This window comes from Paraburkholderia aspalathi (assembly GCF_900116445.1).
In the GTDB taxonomy this organism is placed as follows: Bacteria; Pseudomonadota; Gammaproteobacteria; order Burkholderiales; family Burkholderiaceae; genus Paraburkholderia; species Paraburkholderia aspalathi.
On the sequence record NZ_FPBH01000030.1, the window covers coordinates 1 to 22,201 of the forward strand.

Consider the following 22,201-nt stretch of genomic DNA (forward strand, 5'->3'; position numbering starts at 1 on the left):
GAATCGTCTTCTGCAAGCAGCGACAAACCCGTGTTCCACAGCGAGACCTGCGCGCCACCGAACAAACCATCGAGGCGATCGCCCTGGCCGTAACCCGCGGTCAACGTCACCGGTCCAAATGCTTGCGACACCACGCCGTATTTCGACCGGAAGAAATGCGTCTGGCCGCCAATGTCGCTAATGCCGAACGCAATGCTCGGCTGATACTTAAAGAACTTCGGTACTTCGAGCTTGACGTCACCCATCAGGTGACGAAACAGGAAGTGATCGGCGTTGCTGAATGGCGCCGGGACATTCGCCGGGTAATTGGCGAGTCCACCGGACAACTCCACATAAGGCAGCAACCCCACCGCGCCCCAATGCATTTGCGAGCCCGTCGCCTGCTTCCCATAGCGCGGATCGATGTAGTTGTTGTACTGCGCCTCCACCGTCCCCTCGGGCAGTGCAAACGCGTACGGAATCACCAAACCACCCGCCTGACCGAGCGTGTTCAACACTGGCTCTACCGCATGCGCGGGAATCGAAAACGCCAGAACAGCGGCTAACGCCAACGTCTTGCGGCCTCCTATCGGTTCCTGTCCAATCAAGTTTCCGCTCATGTCTATAGTTGTTGGTATTAAACGCCCGGCGGCAAATTGGACCGTTATCAATCGTCACCGCAACTCATCTTCGTAATGCGCCGCTCGATCCAATTAATCAATACATATGTAGTCCAAATTAATATTGATTGACAATCGCTATATATTTTTGTGGTTGTACGACCTACCGCGCTACCTACTAAGAGCAACCCGACGAGAGTCGTGCAGCGAAGTGTCCTCTGGTTTTGGTGCATCATACATAGTCAACATCATCGGAAATGGCGACTGACGGAAAACTCCAACATGTTGGCGGATTACTACATTCATTCAATGCAGATCGCATTGACTGGCGGGCCGTTGTCATTGCGAAAATCGAGTGGGGGCAACGTTGAACACTCGTGCAACGAATCGCCGACGAATTGCAAAAAAACCGATTGAGCCGTTTCCGCACGAGTAGTCGCAGCTGCGAAATCGCGACCGTGAAGGCGCCTCTCGTCGACACATCATTCGATCTTGCCGTAGATGCGCTCGCTGGATCGCCGGAACGTGCATCGGCTTCTCGACGTCAAGATGGTCGTGGTCGGCAATTTTCGATCGGGGGCCCCGAACTGCGCGGAATCTATGACAAGACACAAATCCGGCTGACGTTTTTCAATCAATGCATTGGTTCTAAATGCGGAACTTCAAAACAGTGAGGTCTGGGAGATAAGTTCCGATGCGGCTGCGCTGTCAGCCAGCCAGTTGTGAACGCACCGACGCCGCATCCGTCTGTGTACGGCGGAGCCTGTCGAGCGGACCGTCACAGCTTACGGCACCACCTACAGCGGTGCATCGCCGGTGACACCGCCATGCATCCACGGCGAGTTAGCCGACAAGAACCACGTTTGTCTTCCGCCGACCAGCGCGGCCTATATATCGAATTTCCTCTCACCCGCAAAAGCTTTCCACCACTTCTGCCTTCTCGATCGCGCGTCTCGCCAAGCTCCGAGCGCTTTGTCGAAAAGTGAAATTATCTGGTCGTCTTTCGCCATGTTTCCCTAAAGCTGCTTTCGTTCGGTAAAGATACATTCCAACGAGCAAGCAAGCCTCGATTTAATTAATTGTACTGCTTTCGCGAGTTGCCGGACTTTTACCTTGTCAAGTCGATGAAATTCTCTATTACTCGAGAAGGATGCGACATGTCCATTTCAAAATGGACTGTGCCTCAATCAGGATTGACGCTTCTAATCTCAGGAGAGGAATTCCAGTAGTCGTTTATTTTGTATGACTCACTGCATTTTTTTAATCAATCGAATCATACAAAAATCGCAGGCCACATCGGAAGACACAGACCGTCGCCGAAGCTCGCGAGGCGACCGGCTTTCCGCCCGCATTTATTGAGTGGATAGCGCGCAATTTCTTCACTAGCGAATCTTTTCAATTCGTACACTTTTGACATGGGAGGCGAGGTCGTGGATTCGATAAATGGCGCCGCGAAGGTTGCCTGTATTGTCCCAACATACAACGGGCGCGAAGATCTGATTCGATTGATGCAGTCTCTAAGGTCCCAGAGTCAGAAATTCGACTTCATCGTGGTCGACTCATCCTCACGGGATGGGACGGCTGAGGTTGCGGCGGCGCACGGCGCCACCGTATTTTCGATCCCAACGGACGAGTTCAATCACGGCGCCACCCGGCAACGGATGATAGACAATAATCCGGGCTACGACTTCTATGTTTTCCTGACTCAGGACGCCTATCTGGAGGATCAGTACGCGCTCGAGAATATCATCCGCCCCTTCGCGAATAAGGAAGTCGGCGCTGTGTGCGGGCGGCAGTTGCCTCATCTGGATGCGTCGGTGCTGTCGATGCACGCGCGCACGTTCAATTACCCCGACGCGTCGGAAGTAAAGTCCCTCAAGACAGCAGATAAATCGGGCATGAAAGCCGCGTTCATGTCGAATTCGTTCTCGGCCTATCGCGGTGAAGCTATCAAGGCAGTGGGCGGATTCCCGGCACATGTGATTTTGTCGGAAGACATGTATGTGGCGGCTAAGATGTTATTGAATGGCTGGAAGATCGCCTACGAGGGAAGCGCTCGTTGCCGACATTCACACAATTACACGCTGTTCCAAGAATTCAAGCGTTATTTCGACATTGGTGTGTTTCACGCCCGCGAGGAATGGATCAGCAAAGAGGTCGGCGGCGCGGGGAAGGAAGGTCTTCGCTACGTGATAAACGAACTCAAATTTCTCGGAATGAAGAAAATTCATCTGTGGCCGATTTCCATCGTGCGGAATGGACTGAAGCTTATTGCGTTCCGTATTAGTCGGTTTGAGAAATACATGTCACCCGCGATAAAGCGCCGATTGAGTATGCACCACCGCTATTGGGACGACCCGTTCGTCAGGTGAAACCAACTTACGATGAACGGCGGAATAGGCCAGTTGTTAGTTCTGCCGGACGTTTCCGCATGATTATTTTTGAGCCTTACCGTTACCGAGACGCACGGAATGAATAACCCTTTTTCGTCAGCGCACAAGATCACCCTGCTCGCCGTCGATTGCCGCATTGCGTCCAGCTAGGGCCAGTTGCATTTTGCACCGCGTCCTGGCGGACGCTCATCGCTGGAAGTGTCATCCGCTGCGGCCCGCGACCATCATAAAGGCGCGCGATATTGTGGCAGTGACATTTTGCTGGTCGCTATTGGTTTCCTGGCTGCCTCCGTCACTTATCGAAGTCTGCGACTCGAATTTCCTGTCTCCCGACCCACTAATCCGAAGCTCCCTTTCTCATGCAAGAACATTCCAGCAATCGAATTGGATACGGACCTATGCGTTCGAAGGAAACCTCATGATCCTGGTAACGGGCGGTGCCGGCTTTATCGGCGCCAATTTCGTGCTCGACTGGCTCGATGCGTCGGACGAAGCGGTGCTGAATGTGGACAAGCTGACCTACGCGGGCAATCTGGGTACGCTCAAGTCGCAACAGGCCAATCCGCGGCATGTGTTCGTGCGAGCCGATATCTGCGATCGCGCCGCGCTCGACGCGCTTTTCGCCGAGCACAAGCCGCGTGCCGTGCTGCACTTTGCCGCTGAAAGCCATGTAGACCGTTCGATCCATGGCCCGGCAGATTTTGTGCAGACCAACGTGGTCGGCACTTTCACGTTGCTCGAAGCCACTCGTCAGTACTGGAATGCGCTCGGCGAGGCCGACAAGGCCGCGTTCCGTTTTCTGCATGTCTCGACCGACGAAGTGTTTGGCTCGCTGTCCGCTACCGATCCGCAATTTTCCGAAACCACGCCGTACGCGCCGAATAGCCCTTATTCGGCCACCAAGGCGGGTTCCGACCATCTGGTGCGCGCCTACCATCACACGTATGGCCTGCCGGTGCTCACAACGAACTGCTCGAATAACTACGGTCCGTACCAGTTCCCCGAAAAGCTGATTCCGCTGATGATCGCCAACGCGCTCAGCGGCAAGGCGCTGCCGGTGTACGGCGACGGTCAGAATGTGCGCGACTGGTTGTATGTCGGCGACCATTGCAGCGCGATCCGCGAAGTACTCGCGCGCGGCACGCCGGGCGAGACGTACAACATTGGCGGCTGGAACGAAAAGAAGAACCTCGACGTCGTGCATACGCTGTGCGACCTGCTCGACCAGTTGCGTCCGAAGGCAGGCGCCTCGTACCGCGACCAGATCACTTATGTGAAGGACCGCCCCGGCCACGACCGCCGTTATGCGATCGACGCCCGCAAGCTCGAGCGCGAACTCGGCTGGAAGCCGGCCGAGACGTTCGAAACAGGCCTTGCCAAAACGGTCCAGTGGTATCTGGACAATCAGGTGTGGTCTGACGAAGTCGCTTCGGGTGAGTATCGGAAGTGGGTTGAGACCAACTACGCGCAGCGCGCGTAAGGGCACGGCAATGGCGCGTAAAGGCATTATTCTCGCGGGCGGATCGGGCACGCGCCTGTATCCGATCACGCATGTCGTCTCCAAGCAGTTGCTGCCGGTCTACGACAAACCGATGATCTACTACCCGCTGTCCACGCTGATGGTGGCGGGTATTCGCGACGTACTGATCATCTCCACGCCGGAGGACACGCCGCGTTTCGAGGCGATGCTCGGCGACGGCAGCCAGTGGGGTATGAACATTCAGTACGCGGTTCAGCCTTCGCCGGACGGTCTCGCGCAGGCGTTCATCATCGGCCGCGATTTTGTGGGCAACGATCCGTCGGCGCTGATTCTCGGCGACAACATTTTCTACGGCCACGATCTCGCAAAGCAGCTGGAACGCGCAAATGAGAAAGACGAAGGCGCTACCGTCTTCGCTTATCACGTGCACGATCCGGAACGGTACGGCGTCGTCGAATTCGACAAGCAGTTCCGCGCGCTGTCGATCGAAGAGAAGCCGGTTAAGCCGCGCTCGAACTACGCCGTTACCGGTTTGTACTTCTACGACAAGCAGGTCTGCGATATCGCAGCGGATATCAAGCCGTCGCCGCGTGGCGAGCTCGAAATCACCGACGTCAATTCGCGTTATCTGGCCAACGCCGCGCTCAATGTCGAGATCATGGGGCGTGGTTATGCGTGGCTCGATACAGGCACGCACGATTCGCTGATCGAAGCGGCGACGTTCATCGCGACGCTGCAAAAACGGCAGGGTCTGGTGGTCGCATGTCCGGAAGAGATTGCCTACCGCCAGGCGTGGATCGACGGTGAGCAACTGCTTGCGCTGGCCAAGCCGCTCGCGAAGAACGCGTACGGCAAGTATCTGCAAAACCTTCTTACGGACCAAGTTGCATGGCCATCCAAGTAACCGCTACAGCGCTGCCTGAAGTCAAGCTCATCGAGCCGAAAGTGTTCGGCGACGCACGGGGATTTTTCTTCGAAAGCTTCAATGCACTTGAGTTTGCTGAGCAGGTCGCGCCGGGCATCGAATTCGTGCAGGACAACCATTCGCGTTCCGCGAAAGGCGTGTTGCGCGGCTTGCATTACCAGATCCAGAACGCGCAGGGCAAGCTCGTGCGCGTGGTTGAGGGTGAGGTGTTCGACGTTGCTGTCGACATCCGCAAGAGTTCGCCGAATTTCGGCAAGTGGGTGGGTGCGACGCTGTCGGTCGAGAATCATCGGCAGATGTGGGTTCCGCCTGGTTTTGCACATGGCTTCGTGGTGCTGTCCGAATCGGCGCAATTCCTCTACAAAACCACCGACTACTGGTTTCCCGAACACGAGCGCAGTATTGTTTGGAACGATCCGTCGATCGGCATCGAGTGGCCGATCGACTTCGAGCCGTTGCTGGCTGCGAAGGATGCAGCAGGCAAGCGCCTTGCCGATGCTGAAGTCTACGCCTAAGGGGTTGCCGCATGAGCGCACATGATGCCAAGCGGACGATTCTCGTCACCGGTGTAAATGGCCAGGTTGGCTTCGAGCTTGCGCGTACGCTGCAAGGGCTCGGCAACGTGGTCGCGGTCGACCGCGCCACGCTGGATCTGTCCAATCTGGATCAGGTCCGTGCGGTTGTTCGCGACGTGCGGCCTGCGCTGATCGTCAACCCGGCGGCCTACACCGCGGTCGACAAGGCAGAAGAGGAATTCGATCTGGCCATGCGCATCAATGGCGAAGCGCCGGGCGTGCTGGCTGAAGAAGCGAAAAAGCTCGGTGCAGCGTTGATTCACTACTCGACCGACTACGTGTTCAACGGCGAGAAAGACGGCGCTTACGTCGAAGACGATCCTTCGGATCCTCAGAACGCGTATGGCCGCACGAAGCTCACGGGCGAGCAAGCCATCGCCGCAACCGGCGTGAATCACCTGGTGCTGCGCACGAGCTGGGTGTACGGCACCCGCGGCAAGAATTTTCTGCTCACCATGCTGCGCCTCGGCGCCGATCGGCCCGAGTTGAAGGTGGTTGCCGACCAGTTCGGCGCGCCGACCTGGAGCAATACGATCGCGACGCTCAGCGCGCATCTGAGCGCACAGGCTTTTGCCGCGGAAGACAGCGCGGCATGGTGGAGCGAGCGCTCGGGCATCTATCACCTGTGCGCCGGCGATGCGACTTCGTGGCACGGCTTCGCGTCGGCCATTTTCGAACTCGCGGACCTGCCGAACCGGCCGAAGGCGCTGTCGATTCCCACTTCCGACTATCCGACGCCGGCAAAGCGTCCGTCCAATTCACGCATGTCGAACGAGAAGCTCGCGCAGGTGTTCGGGCTTGCCGCGCCGCATTGGCGCGAAGCGTTGGCGCTCTGTTTAACCGACGCGTTCCGGTAACAAGCATAAGTTTCGCTACCGGCCTAGGTCTCGCGCGTAACCAGACCGCCCGCGCATCCACCCTTTAAATAGACGCGTGGCCGGTTCGAGCAATCGCTAATTCGAAGCAAACGGCACGACAGCCGCAATCCGTCTGTCTCCCGCGAACTCTGTCCATAACCGCAATGACGAAGCGGATCCACGAGACACCAAGTGTACCGGAAAGCTTCTCATGGATTTCGCCGCGAGCGTTACACTTTGCGGCAGCCCCTGTATAGCAACGTCGTTCGGCCCCGAATCAGCTGTAATTGCTCCCGTTTGCGGCTGATCTGCGAAGTTGTAGACGTCCAACATCGCCGAACCGTCACTGCCCACGACCCGAACTCGATCCTTCACCTGAAATCCGTTATCAACTTTGAGATTGACCACGATATTGGATGGCTTGGCCTTGTCGTAGACCGCCGCGAATGCGGTGGACTCGGCCACCAGACCGTTTAAACCCCGAAGGTAAATCGCTGCACCGTCCACCGTCTGGAGATCCGTGACCGGCGTCCCCATCAGGTCATAAGCTTTTACCCTGTCACCGAGAGCAAACTTAGCGGAAAGCACGTTTCTATCCGCGACAGGAATGATCAAAACTTGATCGCTCCCTCCACCAAAAAGATATCCCGTGACTGAATTGCCCAAGTCCACAGTACCGCTATACGATTTACCTTGTAGCTGATAGTTCAGATTTGCTAGCGCGACGTAAGCCGGCTTGACGCTATAGTCCCACCTCAAGAATCCCCACACTTTATTCTTCTCATTGAGCGGCGGAAAAATAAACGAAAAACTGCGCTGACTCCCCAAAGCCATCAGCATCAACTGTGATCGCACCAGCGCGTTGGCCTGCTCGATCTCCTGCGCCGCGTCATGCTCAGCGTGGACCTGACCATTCACTTCGGTCTTTGCCCGGCCGTCGCCTTCAAAGCCCAATCCCACTTCCGTCACCCAGAATGGCTTTCGAATTGAGTGCGCATTCAGAATAGCTTGGTTGGAGTCGACCATCTTATCGAGTAGAACACTCGGCTTCCGCGACGGCAAGTAGATGTGAAAGTTGAAGACATCGAAATAGTCCGACGCTCCGTTTGAGAAGATTACATCCAACAAACTACCTCTCTTCATAGGCTGGGCCACCGAACCAAGCAGGACGGTAGCGCCCGGATTTCCCTGTTTGAAGCCGAGATAACATGCCTTCTGACCCGCCGCGAAATTCCATGCAGGGTCCGTGTTGAACCCGATATCTTCTTCGTTCCAGAACTCCCAGGCGCTAACGCGGCCCTTGAAGTGGGCGCTGGCTGCACTGCAAAAACTATTCAGGGCAAGCAGGTTATCCGGCAATTTGTTAAATTTTCCGCGAGTCCACTTGGGGGCATCGTGAAATACCCCCAGCGTCTCTATTCCATTCGACTGCATGACAGAAGCGCTCTTGTCATAGTTACCCCAGGCGAACGGGCCTGGCGTCGGCTGGATCTGCGACCAGCTAAAGCGATCGCGCACGGTTTTCAGTCCGGCTAATCTCTCCAAATCCCCAACCAGCTTGAGGTGATCCGGCGGCACGATCCAGCTATGCGCGCTATCGGACGCCACCCGGTTATCCGGCGATGAGACAATTCTTGGCAGGACACCAAAATATACGGGATCCGGATCTCCGGCGATGGTCAGCTTGTAATACCCGGTTCGCATGCCCTTGAAACTGAGCTTCCCGGAACCATTCAGAACACCCGACGCAATGATCGACTGCTTCCAGTTTGTCAGAGTCCAGCCGGTCTGATTGCCTCCAACGGTATCGAATTCCGGATCTGTCGCGACGAACACATTGGACGGCGCGCCGCTCTTCACGGTTATCTGCGGCTGCGAAGCCAGGAGGTGGAGCGGGAGCGCCAAAACCGACAAAAAATATAGGGCTCTTAATACGTTGCGTTTCATGGTTCACCGTATTGAGTAAGACTCGGCGCGGATCGCCCATGAGGCAGCGAACGCGCCAACTTCGGAGCCTGTGGACAGTTATCGTCGCGTCCGCCACGCATTTGACACAGCTAGATCACGATACGCGTGACTTTGGATTTATCGAACGCCGAAATAAGTTCCTGCTGCGACGGGCGCAAATCCGGCACCGGAGGAAACGGCGTTTTTAATGCATCGTCAAGGCTATAACGTGGGTTAGGAATACGTCCCGTCCCCGCGTAGTAGTCCATGTATTTGATGAAGCCCTCGCCGCTCAGGGTTCTCAGCCATATTGCCGGCACTCCATATGCCTCCGCCACCACAATCCCATGTAGCGACGAAGAGATAATGCATTCACACTGAATGATCTGATCGACCACATTCTCCCACTTGTCATGGACGTTAATGACATGAATATCGTTACCGTCCAGTACATCTTTATCCCTGAAATGAGGAATCAAACCCCACTTCTTATTCGGATCTCTGCTCTTTGGATAGACAAGCGCAGTCAGAACGCCCGGATCGCCGAAGCGCTCTGGGCACTCCACACCGCGATAAAGCAGGGCGTCTCTCGAAAGCGGCCCGCGTATCGCCCACACCTCGATGTCCGTCTGTCTTTCCTGCGTTTTTCGATACCACTTACGGACCGGCTTCTGCCAAAACAGATCGTGCTGCGTCGGGTGGACACCGCTACCCCATATGATATCGCCGTTACGTGCCCGCTCAAGGATTGAGCCAACTGCAACCAGCTTGTTTGCGCAATCTGTCTCCACCAGCTTGGTGGGGTATCCCGAAACCCATTCGACAACGGCGCTGGAGAGCTCATCGCCGAAGTTTTGCTCGGCTGACCAGTAAAACATGGGAATCGTGCTTTTTTTGGCGATATCGTTCATGCTGGACTGTGCCTTCTCAATTTAAATACATTCAAAACTTCAAGATAATTTTTCTTAATAAATAAGATCAACAAAGCCAGATATACCCCCGCACCAACTCCCAGCAAAGCCGGGAATTTCACATAAATTGAAAGCTCATGGTGGCTCAGGAACGACCGGCACATGATCACTGCACCGGCCATTACCCCACAAGCGAGAAAGACGGGACAGACATTCTTGAACAATCGCCCAAGATCGATGCCCAGCTTTCTCCTCGCCAGATAAAAATTGAGTGGAGTTACGAGTGCCTGGGCGATAACAAACGCAACCACCATATGGTCAAGATCGCTTCCCAGCGTCATCCACAACGAAAAGGCCGTGAAGGCAATTTTCACAAGGTTTATCGCGAGGGTTACAACCGGCATACCCAGCGCATTAAAACTCGCCCCGTTATAAAACTGGATAACCTGAACCGCGCCTAGCAGCGCCATCGGCGTCAATACCTGCGCGCTATTTGCCCACTTTTGTCCAAAAAGGCTAATGCACAATTCTGGAGCGACCGTAGCCAGAAGCACAAAGCAAGGTACCGCCAACGTCGCGCTAATTGTTGTTGCCTTGTAGTACGCCAGGTTAAATTTTTCGCGATCTTTCGCCAGCCGGGAAAAGCCGCTATGGGCAACATCCAGGATCGCGGAACTCAGTAACTGCATGGATATCTGATAAATACGTACCCCGACGGCATAGATACCGAGCACGGTCGGGCCGAGCGTGGCAGCGATGAAAATCTCAATAAACCGGGTGTTGCCAAAATCGAGTATTCGCATACCCAATATGTTCGAACTGAAGCGCAGCAGCGACGCTCCCCCTCTGAAATCAAATCTCGCGGACAATTTCCACTGCGGCTTAGCCCACAGCAGTCCGACATTGATCAGCGAGGCGCAGATGACCTGAGCAACGAGGCTCCACGCGCCTCCCCCGGCGTAAGCGACAGCAACGCCGACGATTCCCGAAATGGCCGTGGCGATCAGAAACCTTAGCGCCAACCATCTATAAGCGAAATTCCTTCGGTACATCGCCTGCTGACAAAAACCGAATGCGTTGATCAGCGTGCTGATGCACGCCACCCGCAGGATGTTGGTCAGTTGCGGAACCTTCATCAGCGCCGCCACGAGCGGCGCGAACGCGACTAGCAACGAAACTAGCGCGATCGACAGCGTGAGATTGAGAAGGAACGTTGTATTCAGCAACTCCAGCGACACATGTTCCTTCTGAATCAGGGCGTCTCCCAATCCCTGCTCGACGAATATCTCAAGAATCGAGATGACCGCGACGGCGGCCGCGAACACGCCGAAATCTCGCGGCCCCAATAGACGTGCGAGAAGCGTAAATAGAATAAACGTTACGAGCCGGCCGCCCCAGTTTTGCAACAGGGACCAGAACAAACCGCTTAAGACGCTTTGCCGTAGTGATCCACTCATCAAAATACCATCATATAAAAGACGTTAGGTTGGATTAGCAGGCCTTTGCAAATATCAAATCTGAATCACAAGACGATGCTTGCTGCCCGAAAAGATCTTCGTCAGCCCACGTTCCACAAACCAATACAAGGTGGAACCAAAAAGCGTCGCGAACAGGCAGAGGGTGACCAACACCGCAGCGGCCGGTAGCTCATGAGCGACAGGAAGCCGCGCCAGCACTTTCCAAAAGATTGAGAACGCGACGACGTGCGATAGATAAATCGAGTACGACGCATCGCCCAGGAATGTCATGATTCGTGGGGCCCTGCTCGACCACCAAGATTCGCTTCGCAGCAGTCCGGCAACGAGAATGAACGAGAACACGCCCCAAACGGCGATCCGATGCCATTCGGATGAAAAGTACGCCTTGAATCCCTGATCACGTGTCAGGAGAAATGCTCCCAGTACGATCCCGCAGTTCAATAACCATTGGGGGGGCAATTGATGCCTCAGGTACAGCTTTGCTAGAACCACCCCAGCAACGAACTCGAGCATCATTGGGCTAGCGTAGAAACCCAACACGACAGATTTCCCAGAAGCACACCAGGCAGAAAACTGAAAGATGGCGAAGACGGCGGCGACCCTTACCAGCATATGGCGTGGCGATACCAGCAGAACACATCCAAGCGCCGCATAGAAGAAAATTTCGTAATTCAGAGTCCACCCTTGCCCGACCACTGGCTGCATTAGTCCACCGGTACTGACGTAAGGAATGAACAGAATCGATTTAACAAACCCGGTGAGCGTTACCGCTGCTGACGAAGCTGATGCCGGCTGCGCGAATGAAGCAATCACAATGAAAGCAGTGATCAGCCAATACAGCGGGACAATTCGAACTATTCTTTTCTTCCAAAAAGCAAGGGTTTCTTTAAGGGTGCCCCTGTGCCCCAACGTACTGCAGTACATGATGAAGCCGCTAATGATAAAAAATATGTCGACCCCAATCGCACCGATTTTGAAATCATACCCCCCCCCGAAAGAGTGCTCGACCAGGAAATTGCACGCGTGATGTACCACGACTAGCAGCGCGGCGGCGCCCCGCAACACCTGTATCGAGTAAATTTGCCGTTGCTGTTTCATTTTTCCATCAACTTAACGTACAGATATTTCAACAACGAATAGGGCACACCCCGCCAGTGATATCGCAAATGCATCTTCAGCTCGTTACGAGACGAGATTGAACGGGTCCACTTGGGCATCGCCCCCCGATTGGGGTCCCAGCCCCTGCAGTGGTAAGCGGCGAGGCTCGGATGCAAAAGTGTCCGCCAACCTTTCCGGCGAATCCTTAGTGAAACTTCGATATCCTCCTTGTACATAAAGTAGGATTCGTCGAAGAAAAAACCGTACTCAGAGACAAGCTCTTCGATTACCTTCTTCCGTACAACCATCAGTGCCCCGCATACGGCCGGCACCTCCTGAGGTTCAGTGACCACAGAATCGGGCGCTGTGGTCGGCTGGCCCTGCTGTTTATCGAACCATTTGCCATAACTGGTTCGCCAAATCCCGAGGCTGTCTATCAGGCCTGTAGGTTCGTCGCGAGCGAACGAATAGCCGAGTAGCGGGCCCGTGAAGACCCCAACATCCCGATACTCGGGCAAATCGCAAATCTTTGAAAACGAGTCCAACCACCCCTGCGGCATAGCCACGTCGGGATTGATGAAAATAATGAAGTCGTGCGCGCCGCCAGATAGCCCGACGACGCCAAGGTTATTTGCCGCGGCAAATCCGACGTTCCTTCGTGCCTCCAGACACTTGACGCCTGAAAGATCCCCCGCGTATTTCCCGGGCGTTGAATTAACGATCAGCACCGTTTCCCCTAACTCCTGCCGGTGCCTGCACAGAAAACAATCAATGTACTTTTCGCTATGGTAGGACACGTAGATCGAAGCGCAGCGATTGAAGATGGTCATGCGCCGTGTCCTTTCAGAATCGGTTGGGGAGCAAATCTCGGTGCAAAATTGATGACGGGCTTCGTCCGGCGCCGCGCAGCTGCGGCAAGCGCCATTCCGACAACGATGGTTGCCGGCAAACTTTCAATGAAATCCATACTGAGGCCGCTAATTAGCAGCGCGAGCAGACAAAGTCCGAGACCGCGATCAAAGGGGTCTGCGCGTTTGATCAACTTGACTGCGCAACCCGCCATGTAGACGAAGAGCGCAATACCGATTAAGCCGAAATGCCCGTACATATACAAGGCAAAGTTATCCATCACGGAGGCGGAGGCGAGCGGACCGCCAGAGTCCCCAAGATATCTCGCCGCAGTGCCTACCCCGCCCAAGCCCCTTCCCATAAATGGGATTCCATAACGCCACACAATATCGATACCGTTGGGCCACGTATTGGTAAGCCGTTCGTCAAAGCTGAGGGTCAGAAAGGCGATGAACGGGTTATCGAACCCCAATGTATATCTGACGAACACCGTACTGAGTGGAATCACCATGATCAGCACGACAAAGGAGCCGGTGGCGAGGCCATAAAGCTTTCTCGGCAGCGAAAATATGAGTAAGGCCAAGACGATTGCGGCCACCACGCCCTTGGTGGTACTGACAACAGCACATCCGACCCCGACAATCACTAGCACAATGGCAACGATCTTGCTCCTGTTCCATGCCACGGGATACAGCAGACACGTACTGATCATCAGAATGGTCGCCACTGCGACCGAGCTACGCGTGAATCCGGGTGGCCGGTTGAATCCTTCATACGACCAACTTCTTACCCCCTCAACAGCGACGTCGCCAACGTTATAGGCCAATTCCGACCATGGCACGGAGACGAAGTTGGTGAGCAAAACGCCGACGCAACTGAGTGCGTAGACAAGGAGTAGCCACTTGACAACTACGGAACGAGATCTGTCGAAGTTATCGAAACATTCCGCGCCGAAAATAAGCGGCATGAATAGCGTGAAGGCAGATGCGATCTGCTCGAATCGCAATCCGTTTGCGATGCCGATCACTGCGGCAAATGCCAGGATCGCAAACGAACCGAGTTGCACAAAGGATCTCGTCTTTCTGAAAATGGAAAAAATGCCAAAAGCCACTACCAGCCCCTTCGGTAAATAGCTGACCCACACGAGCCCAACACTAGCGAGCGCGAACCGCAATATGCCTGCAGTAGCGTCGGAAAAGACCGCAACGATCCAGACACCTAGCAGCAACCTCGTCAGAAACCGGCGCTCAGCCAACGGTGGCCTCCAGAAGGTTCATATAGATGTTCTCGTAGGTGTCGAGCCACGATTTGATGTCGACCATCGCCCTGCTTGACTCTTTCGCTGCTGCGCCCATCTTTTTTATCTGCTCCGTGGCGTCCACGAAATGCTTCATAGCCTTGAGCAACGCACCGTCTTCCGTAGGTTCAAAAATCAACCCTGTCACCTTCTCGGTGATGATTTCCGGAATCCCCCCCCTTGCCGAGCCGATCACCGGTACCCCGTAGATATGCGACTCAACGACCACACCGGGATAGGTGTCATTCCAAAGCGAAGGCACGACGAGAACGTCGATCGAGGCAAAAAAGTCGCTCGGCTTCACGTAGCCCAGAAAGCGGATCGATTCGCTCTCGTATTTTTTCTTGAGCGGATCAACATAAGCTGGATCGCCACGACCTGCGATGGACAGCGTTGCTCCTGGCAACTTCCCTGAAAACTCATTCAATAGGAACTCGAGCCCCTTCGCTTGCGAGAGCGTACCAATGAAGCCGAATCGCACGTCGGAAGACGTACAGGCCTCGGACGTGCTAATGACGTCTTCGCCCGTTAGGCTTCGGGCATTGAACACGACCTTTCTGATCGACGCGTTGGAGAAAAATCCCGCCGACAGATGCTTGTCCAGTACAAAGCGGCTAACGCCTACGACAGCAGAGACCACGCTGGAAGCACTGCGGCTGCGCACTCTGAGCAGACGGCAGCTAACGCACCGCTGTTCACATACCTCTCCGCCTTTGAACATCTGCGTGGTGGGGCAAAGGTGGTAAAGATCATGCAGGACCTGAACGATTGGGATGTTCTTGTTTGCAATCGCTTGCCACGCGGCCGCGGACCAGCCCGGAAGCGTATGAACCGCAACCAGATCCGGCGCCTCCGTGTCCAGCACGGTCTCGACAATGGCGGCCATCGAAGCGTTATAGCTATCCTTGATATGCCATGTCTTTCCCTGGACGAATGAACGCTGCTCTTTCTTGTAGTGCCAGTAGACGTTATTTGTACCGGCTCGAATGACCTTCACGCCGTTGACATGGTCGATCGCAATGCCGGGTGTCGGGCCTGTCGCGAGCACCGTAACCTCATGCCCGCGCGCCAGCATCCCTTGCGCTTCTTCCTGAAGACAAATCTCCGAGCCGCCCGCGACATGAGGCGAATACAATTGATTCAAATAGAATATCTTCATGGAAAGCTCAATTAGATCGTCAGGCAAACACCGGACAATTTCACTCTATTGAGAAAAACTCTTGTGTGTCTTTCTGGAGCACGGACCAGTCGTAGATCTTTTCCGCATGGTCTCGACCCGCAAAGCACAGAGACGAATACTCATCGACGGAAAGCGCCCTCAAACTATCAATCTCGCGCCAGAACTCGTCGACCGACGTGAAGAACCGCGTGCTGGAAGTCGCATAGTCACTCACGCCGTCAATGTCACTGCAAATGGCGGGTAGCGCGAATTTGTGCGCCTCGAGCAACGCGTTGTTGGCCGTCGCAAACGTGAGGGGCAACACCATCGCGAATGACTCAAGCAGCAGCTTCTCGTACTCGCTGGCGGTCAATCTGCCGTGAACGACCACGTTCTCAGACGATCCGTTGAAATCCGCACCGGATAGGCCGGTGCCAACCAGATGCAACTCCATATTGTGTTTCTTCAGGTCGGTCGCGATCTTCTTCAACGTGTCGAAATCTCGATAGTTTTTTCCGACCGCTAGCAATTTCGACGCGTTTCGACGCGATGCTACAACTTCGCTTGAGAGCGTTTCGTTCTTAAATTCGAGCCCGTGCTTCAGGAACTTCACCGTCTTTCCGGGAAAAATATCGTGCAAACGGTGCTCCTGATCCTGACTCAAGGTGATGACGAAGTCGGCACACCGAAGATTCAGTTGTTTCAACTTGTAAAACAGACTGCGAGGCTTACCGACCCAGAAGTCCTCGCCTAGGTGGATAGTAAAAACGATCCTCTTGCCGAGCGCCTTCAGTATGAAGGACGACACGTAAGCGGTATTCTCGGGATAGATGTAGTGAATCACAGGGAACCGAAGCCCCCTGAGGAACGTCAGGATATCCACAATCAGGAAGTTGAGGCTTCGCCCTTTCGTTCCTATCCGCCGCGTTCCAAATGGCAGGACATTACCGCAGACATACGCCGCTCCATCAGGAACGACCCGGTCATAACCGGCCCCGTCATTATGATGGTCGTGTCGAAAGCCGGAATAAAGAACGTTGCTCATTGATCAGAATACCTTGCGAATTAGGCTGGTAAGGCGTTGACTGGCCCAGCGGCGTTTGCGCCCCAAGTCTGGTTCACGAACGTCCCTTCACTGGTTCAACTTTTATCCGCCGGTGCGTAGTTGTACGCGGCGTAGCGATAGCTTCCGTACTTGGAACCGTATGAATAGCGGCCAATGCCAGAACGAATGCCGTTGAACAGCACACCATTGACCTGAACTCCCACTTGCGCCAACCGCTTGGCGGACTCCGCGATCTCACCGATCTTCGTTACACCCGATCGCGCAACAAGGAACGTCGCGCCTACGCTCAGGGCAATCGTCGGCGCATCCGCCGCGACGAGAACCGGAGGGGAATCGATGATCACAATGTCATACAGAGCAGAAGCTTCCTGGAAAAGCTTAGGTACGCGTTCGTTCAACAGCAACTCGGCAGGATTGGGCGGCAATACACCTGTGGACAAAAAGTCGAGGTTTTCGACGACGTTTCGGTGCGTTGCTTGCGCCAGCGTTATCGAGCCTGAAATGACTTCGGAAAATCCACCCGCGCGCTCCAAACCGAAATATTGCTGCAAGTAACCCTTACGCATATCACCGTCAATCAGCAGCACCCGCCTTCCGGCCGCCGCGAGAACGGTGGCGAAGTTGGTCGATACGAAAGACTTCCCAACGCCAGGAGCCGGACCGGTGAGCAATACGACATTATTCCGAGCCTCGAGCATTGCAAACTGTAACGCCGTACGGAAACTCCTCAAGCTTTCTACCGCTGCTTCCTTAGGATGGGTTGTACTGAGGATCGATGGCGAGTTGCCCTTTTCCCCGAGCTTTCTCGCCAGCATCAACTGATTTTGACTGAACGGAATCGTGGCATAGACGTTGAGCCCCGTGAAACGTTCGATCTGACTCGGATCTTCAATGCCGCGAAACAGCATGTCACGCAGAAATGCAACCCCTACTCCAACAAAAATTCCCAATACAGCGGCAATCGCAAGAACGACCAGTTTCTTCGGCTTGACCGGAATTTCAGGGATTGCCGCGTGATCAACCCACCGGACGTTCCCGACCTTACCGGCCTTGACCAACTCGAGCTGCTGCGCACTATTGAGGAGCGCGGTGTAAAGGTTCGTGTTGATCTGCACGTCGAGCATCAGTCGCACCACGTCCTGCTGAATGTCTGGGAGGCGTTTGACTTGCTGGTCATACGTGGAAGCTTGCGCGGCCAACGCTGCAATCTGCTCGTTCAATGCGATGATCGAAGGATGGGAAGGGTTGAATCGTGTCTCCAGTTCGTCGCGCTTCTGACGCAGTTCGAGCATTCTGGTTTGCGCATCCGCGGCCTGACCGAGCGACAGCTTAGCCTCTTCAGTTAGATCGACCGTGCCCTTGGCATTCCGCAGTGTCGTATAACGCTGCTCGGATTCCTCAAGTTCATGCTTAAGTGCCGGCAGACGGGAATTGAGGAAATCAAGCGATTGCGCCGCATCCGCCGACTTCCGTTCGATGTTTTGCTTAATATACTGACGGGCAATCTCATTCAACTCGCGCGAGACCAGATCGGGATCCGGGTTCCGCAGAGTAGCAATCACCACGCCAGACTGCTTCACCTTCTCCTGAATGTCGAGCGCATCCTGCAAGTCCGATATGGTTTGGAGTTTGGAACTCCTGCTCAGTACGAACCTGGTTCCAGGGCGGGCGTGAATCGATTCCACCAGTAGTGTGGCGGGCCCAGCCGATGTATTGAACAGCAACGGTTGCCCGATAGTCCCAGTTAGGTCCTCATCGAGGACGGAACTTGAGATTCTGTAGTGTCCGTTCTTAACAGAAATCAGATTGAATTCTTTGTCGTAAATTTCTGCGGGAACATCGAATTGCTTGATGGCAATCTTCTCGTTGCCCCAGGCAAAGCCGCCGAACCCGAACAGCCCCGGCTCCGAGAATTGCTTGTTTTTCTTGGCAATACGTTCGCCAATCAACGGGAAATAGCGCGGCTTGGCGTTGATGTACAGCAGAAGGTTCTCGACCGCATTCGTCACGACCATGCGCGAGCCCAGTATCTGAGCTTCCGCCGCAGCCGTCGACTTGACCTCAAATAGCGAAGACACGTCACCGATCAAGCTCTTCGCGGCGGACGTGTCCGGGCTGTCCTCAACCTGGACGCTGATGTCGGCGGAGTAGATGGGCTTGGTGAGCAACGCGTAGATTCCGCCGATCACCAGGAAGACCACGGCGGATCCAACGATCAGCCAGCGATTTTGAAGCAGGATGTCCAATAGGGTGATGAAATCAAACTCATCATCACGCTCGTTCTCGTTGAACTGCGGGTTTATTTCTTTCATCTTGCTCTATTCGATGTTTGAGGTGACGTTCGACGTCATGGCCGACGCGGGATCAGTTACGCTACTGCGTGAATCCGCTTGACCCAGGCGTCCACTCCTTGATCTATCAAGTTCAGGCACTTCACAAACTCTTCTCGTCCGAGGCGAAACGGATCAAAGATCTCAAACTTGCCGAACTCTCCCAACCGAAAAACCTTTCCTCTTGCTATCGGGTGCTCTCGCTCGATCGTCGACTTCTGCTCGAGGTCCATGACGAGGATGAGATCACTCCCCGCAATGCTCGGCGGAATGACGCGCGTGGCGCGATGCGAACTGATATTCATGCCGCGTTCCAGCATGAGCTCCTGCGCCATCGGGTCCGCGAACGCGCCTGAGGGAGCCGCCAGTCCCGCCGAGGCGATCTCCAGCTCCGGCAATTTCGCGCGTAACAGTGCTTCCGCCATCGGACTGCGGCAGATGTTGCCGACGCAAACGGTAAGAACAGATCGAATCATCAGTTAGGCGTTATAGTGTGCTGCAGGTAGTAAGCACCGGTCGTCCCGCCCACTAGTTGCGACACCAGGCGGTTCCACCTGACAACGCCAGCGGCTTCAACATAGACCAGATCGCCCGCTTGCAACTGGAAGTTCTGCGCGAGACCCAGTGCCGTTGGGGAACGGCTCTCGAGGCGATACACGAGAGGGACTGCGCCGGCAGCAATCGGACGAATGACGTAGATCCCGTTCGGATCGGCGCTGACCGGATTGACTCCGCCTGCATCGCCAAGCGCCTCGCTGAGACTCAGACGGCCGTCGGAACGGAACGGAACTGCCGATTGCCGCGTGACCTCACCCATTACATAGACGCGACTATCCAGCAGTTGGGGAATATGAAGGACGTCGTTATCAAGTAAGCCGATGTCGTTGGGATTGACGCCATTTGCAACGAGTTGCGGAATACTGATCGTGTACGTCTTGCCACTGCGGCTCAACGCTATCCGGGTGGGATCTCCCGTGCTCGCAATGCCCCCAGCTTCATTGAGTGCTAGCGGCAACGTCATCGGCATATCAGTGATCGATTGAAGGCCGGCGCCCCGAACCTCGCCGTCGATAAACACCTTCTGGCTACGATAACCAATCACACGAAGGGTGATCTGCGGGCTCTTCAGGTATTTGTCGAGTTGCGCAGTCAGAACGCGATTGGCTTCAACTTCCGTCAAACCCGCAACCTTCAAGGTCCCGATATAAGGGAACTGAATGTAACCGTCCTGGCTGACAATGTAGCCCGGCAAGCTTTGTGTACTCAGGCCTGCGGCAGTCGGCAGATTGCCGCTAGTCGAACCAATTGTGTAAGTGATATTCGGCATCACCAATTCGGGGTGATCCCACACAATGATGGACAGGACATCGGCCGGGCCGATTTTATAGATCGGCGGTTTGCGCAGAAGGTCGCTATAACCCGCGTCCTGCATCTCCGTCTTTCGACGTGCGACGCTGTTTTGCGCCACAAGGGTCGGCGTTATATCGATGACGCTTGGAACCGAAGCGGGTGTTGATGCATCGAGCGGTGTACCGGCATCGAATTTCATACCGGGCGCGAACACGCAACCGCTTAATGCGGTCATTGCGCATGCGGCAATGAACATTTTTAGGTTCTCAAGCTTAAAATACATAAATTTTGTCAAAGCGATGCTCAGCGTGTTTCGGGCGTCCATATTCATGACGAAGTATTCTGAAAAACAGACTATTTGTAGCGCGATCTATGAACAGCATGGACCCATGGTGAGCGCATTGAACAATGATTGCCGGGACGCAACGAGCCCGCGGGCCGCCTTCAGAGGAAGGTGAATCCAGCCCGCTCCACTCGCCACGTTTATTCCCAGGTTCTTCAATACGCGTTGCTATGAATGAAACCCTTCGCTATGGTGGCAGCAACAATTCGCATGTCGAGTCCAAATGACCAATTGCACAGGTAATACAGATCGTGTTCGACTCTGCCCTGCATCTTCTCGATCTGGTCGGTCTCCCCCCTGTATCCGTTAATCTGCGCCCAGCCGGTAATGCCAGGTTTTATCCGATAGCGATGGATATAACCGTCCACTACCTTCTGATACACCTCGTCATGCTCAATCGCGTGCGGACGCGGCCCAACTACCGACATTTCACCGCGAAGCACGTTAATAAACTGCGGCAATTCATCGAGACTCGTCCGGCGCAGGATCGCACCCACACGAGTAATGCGCGGATCGCCCTTAGTCGCCTGAGTCACGATGCCTTTCTTCTCAGCATGAGCGCGCATGGTCCGGAACTTATAGATCTTGAACACGTGACCATCGGCGCCTTTGCGATACTGCGTAAAAAATACTGGCCCGCGCGACGAGCACTTCACCGCAATCGCGACGACCGCCAACAGTGGTGTCAATGCGACCAACGCCAGCGCGGCAAACAGGCGGTCGAAGATCTCTTTCTGCACCATCGCTCGCGCCGGCAATGGCGACGCAACGAGGCTGATCGCCGGCGCGCCAATCAAATCGACCACCCCTGGGTCGAATAGCGCCATGCTGCGTACATCTGGAATGAAGCGAATGTTCACGAGATCGCCGCGGAATTCACTAACAAAACGCAGCATGATCTGGGCTTCGGACAGCGGCAACGCCAGCCAGATTTCCTGGATTCCATCCTTGCGCACGTATTCCGAGAACTTCTCGAAGTCGTCGAATACGGGCAGCCCCTTCGGCGCGAAAATTTCTTCCGCGCCGACTTCGAACAAGGCGGACGCGCGGAAGCCGCTCGCCGGAGACGCCTGCATCTTGCCAACGACTTGCCTGCAATGATCGCCACCGCCCACCACAGCGACATTGCGCAGATTCATACCGGCATAGCGCATGCTGCGTAGCACCCCATGCAGCATCAGTCGCGCGCCAATCAACGCGGCGGCGCTGGTTGCCGTCCAATAGGTGAACCATAGGCGCGAGATAACGTCCGTGCTATGCACCGAGAGCATCAATACCAGACCGCACCCTTGGACCATTAGCCACGCCATCGACACCTGCCCGGTCAGACGCAGCATTGAGCGGCCACGCCACGAGTCGTACAAGCCGAACACGGGAAACGAGACCAAAGCAAGCGCGACCGAAAACGTAACGAACGCACCATCCACCCGAGTCTGAGCGAGATCCTCAAAGCGAATGTGAGACGCCAGCAGCGCACCGGCCACGATGAGAATCACGTCGACAAGCCGCGCCAATAACCCTTGTATTCCGAGCATGTTGCGATT

General features: G+C 55.0%; 19 protein-coding genes. 6 read left to right on the forward strand and 13 right to left on the reverse strand.

Going from position 1 to position 22,201, the window contains the following annotated elements; translation table 11 throughout:
- Positions 1-599, reverse strand: a 599-nt coding sequence (locus tag BM438_RS34300; protein WP_143131801.1) for a YjbH domain-containing protein, incomplete at its 3' end; no start/stop codon positions are given.
- Between the two features lie 377 nt (positions 600-976).
- Between BM438_RS34300 and BM438_RS45040 the strand changes: the two genes are divergently transcribed.
- From BM438_RS45040 to rfbD, 6 genes are all read left to right on the forward strand, one after another.
- Positions 977-1,273, forward strand: coding sequence for a hypothetical protein (locus BM438_RS45040; protein ID WP_143131802.1), 297 nt, complete (start codon positions 977-979; stop codon positions 1,271-1,273).
- Positions 1,274-2,029: 756 nt separating this feature from the next.
- The gene (locus tag BM438_RS34305) at positions 2,030-2,971 is read left to right on the forward strand and encodes a glycosyltransferase family 2 protein (protein WP_208620736.1); all 942 of its coding nucleotides are present in this window, start codon (positions 2,030-2,032) and stop codon (positions 2,969-2,971) included.
- Positions 2,972-3,410: 439 nt separating this feature from the next.
- Positions 3,411-4,472: a dTDP-glucose 4,6-dehydratase gene (gene rfbB, locus BM438_RS34310; protein WP_093643994.1), complete on the forward strand. Its 1,062-nt coding sequence runs from the start codon at positions 3,411-3,413 to the stop codon at positions 4,470-4,472.
- Between the two features lie 10 nt (positions 4,473-4,482).
- Positions 4,483-5,376, forward strand: coding sequence for a glucose-1-phosphate thymidylyltransferase RfbA (gene rfbA, locus BM438_RS34315; RefSeq protein WP_093643996.1), 894 nt, complete (start codon positions 4,483-4,485; stop codon positions 5,374-5,376).
- The gene (gene rfbC / locus BM438_RS34320; protein ID WP_093643998.1) at positions 5,361-5,912 is read left to right on the forward strand and encodes a dTDP-4-dehydrorhamnose 3,5-epimerase; all 552 of its coding nucleotides are present in this window, start codon (positions 5,361-5,363) and stop codon (positions 5,910-5,912) included. Before rfbA ends, rfbC begins: the two co-directional genes overlap by 16 nt.
- A gap of 11 nt (positions 5,913-5,923) precedes the next feature.
- Positions 5,924-6,829, forward strand: a complete 906-nt coding sequence (gene rfbD / locus BM438_RS34325; protein WP_093644000.1) for a dTDP-4-dehydrorhamnose reductase — start codon at positions 5,924-5,926, stop codon at positions 6,827-6,829.
- Positions 6,830-6,925: 96 nt separating this feature from the next.
- Here the strand turns inward: rfbD and BM438_RS34330 are convergent, their stop codons facing one another.
- The 12 genes from BM438_RS34330 to BM438_RS34385 all read right to left on the reverse strand — a co-directional run bounded on the left by BM438_RS34330 (position 6,926) and on the right by BM438_RS34385 (position 22,192).
- Positions 6,926-8,776, reverse strand: coding sequence for a glycoside hydrolase family protein (locus tag BM438_RS34330; RefSeq protein WP_093644002.1), 1,851 nt, complete (start codon positions 8,774-8,776; stop codon positions 6,926-6,928).
- A 110-nt stretch (positions 8,777-8,886) separates the two neighbouring features.
- Positions 8,887-9,687, reverse strand: a complete 801-nt coding sequence (locus BM438_RS34335; protein WP_093644004.1) for a polysaccharide pyruvyl transferase family protein — start codon at positions 9,685-9,687, stop codon at positions 8,887-8,889.
- Complete coding sequence (locus BM438_RS34340; RefSeq protein WP_093644006.1) at positions 9,684-11,144, reverse strand: lipopolysaccharide biosynthesis protein; 1,461 nt, start codon at positions 11,142-11,144, stop codon at positions 9,684-9,686. The genes BM438_RS34335 and BM438_RS34340 overlap by 4 nt, the downstream gene beginning before the upstream one ends.
- 54 nt (positions 11,145-11,198) lie before the next feature.
- Positions 11,199-12,263: an acyltransferase family protein gene (locus BM438_RS34345; protein ID WP_093644009.1), complete on the reverse strand. Its 1,065-nt coding sequence runs from the start codon at positions 12,261-12,263 to the stop codon at positions 11,199-11,201.
- Entirely contained in the window at positions 12,260-13,093 is an 834-nt protein-coding gene (locus BM438_RS34350) for a glycosyltransferase family protein (RefSeq protein WP_093644011.1), read from the reverse strand. The genes BM438_RS34345 and BM438_RS34350 overlap by 4 nt, the downstream gene beginning before the upstream one ends.
- Positions 13,090-14,367: a hypothetical protein gene (locus tag BM438_RS34355; protein ID WP_093644013.1), complete on the reverse strand. Its 1,278-nt coding sequence runs from the start codon at positions 14,365-14,367 to the stop codon at positions 13,090-13,092. Before BM438_RS34355 ends, BM438_RS34350 begins: the two co-directional genes overlap by 4 nt.
- Positions 14,360-15,568, reverse strand: coding sequence for a glycosyltransferase family 4 protein (locus BM438_RS34360; protein WP_093644015.1), 1,209 nt, complete (start codon positions 15,566-15,568; stop codon positions 14,360-14,362). The genes BM438_RS34355 and BM438_RS34360 overlap by 8 nt, the downstream gene beginning before the upstream one ends.
- Positions 15,569-15,608: 40 nt before the next feature.
- Complete coding sequence (locus BM438_RS34365) at positions 15,609-16,613, reverse strand: glycosyltransferase (RefSeq protein ID WP_093644017.1); 1,005 nt, start codon at positions 16,611-16,613, stop codon at positions 15,609-15,611.
- A 95-nt stretch (positions 16,614-16,708) separates the two neighbouring features.
- Positions 16,709-18,946 (reverse strand): polysaccharide biosynthesis tyrosine autokinase, encoded by a 2,238-nt coding sequence (locus tag BM438_RS34370; RefSeq protein ID WP_093644019.1) that lies wholly within the window; start codon positions 18,944-18,946, stop codon positions 16,709-16,711.
- A gap of 56 nt (positions 18,947-19,002) precedes the next feature.
- On the reverse strand, positions 19,003-19,440 hold the full coding sequence (locus BM438_RS34375) for a low molecular weight protein-tyrosine-phosphatase (protein ID WP_093644021.1): 438 nt from the start codon (positions 19,438-19,440) through the stop codon (positions 19,003-19,005).
- A complete protein-coding gene (locus BM438_RS34380; RefSeq protein WP_244179519.1) occupies positions 19,440-20,645 on the reverse strand; it encodes a polysaccharide biosynthesis/export family protein in 1,206 nt (401 codons plus the stop codon). The genes BM438_RS34375 and BM438_RS34380 overlap by 1 nt, the downstream gene beginning before the upstream one ends.
- Before the next feature lie 167 nt (positions 20,646-20,812).
- Positions 20,813-22,192 carry an undecaprenyl-phosphate glucose phosphotransferase gene (locus BM438_RS34385; RefSeq protein ID WP_093644171.1) on the reverse strand — a complete coding sequence of 460 codons (1,380 nt, stop codon included), beginning with the start codon at positions 22,190-22,192 and terminating at the stop codon, positions 20,813-20,815.
- Positions 22,193-22,201: the final 9 nt, after the last annotated feature.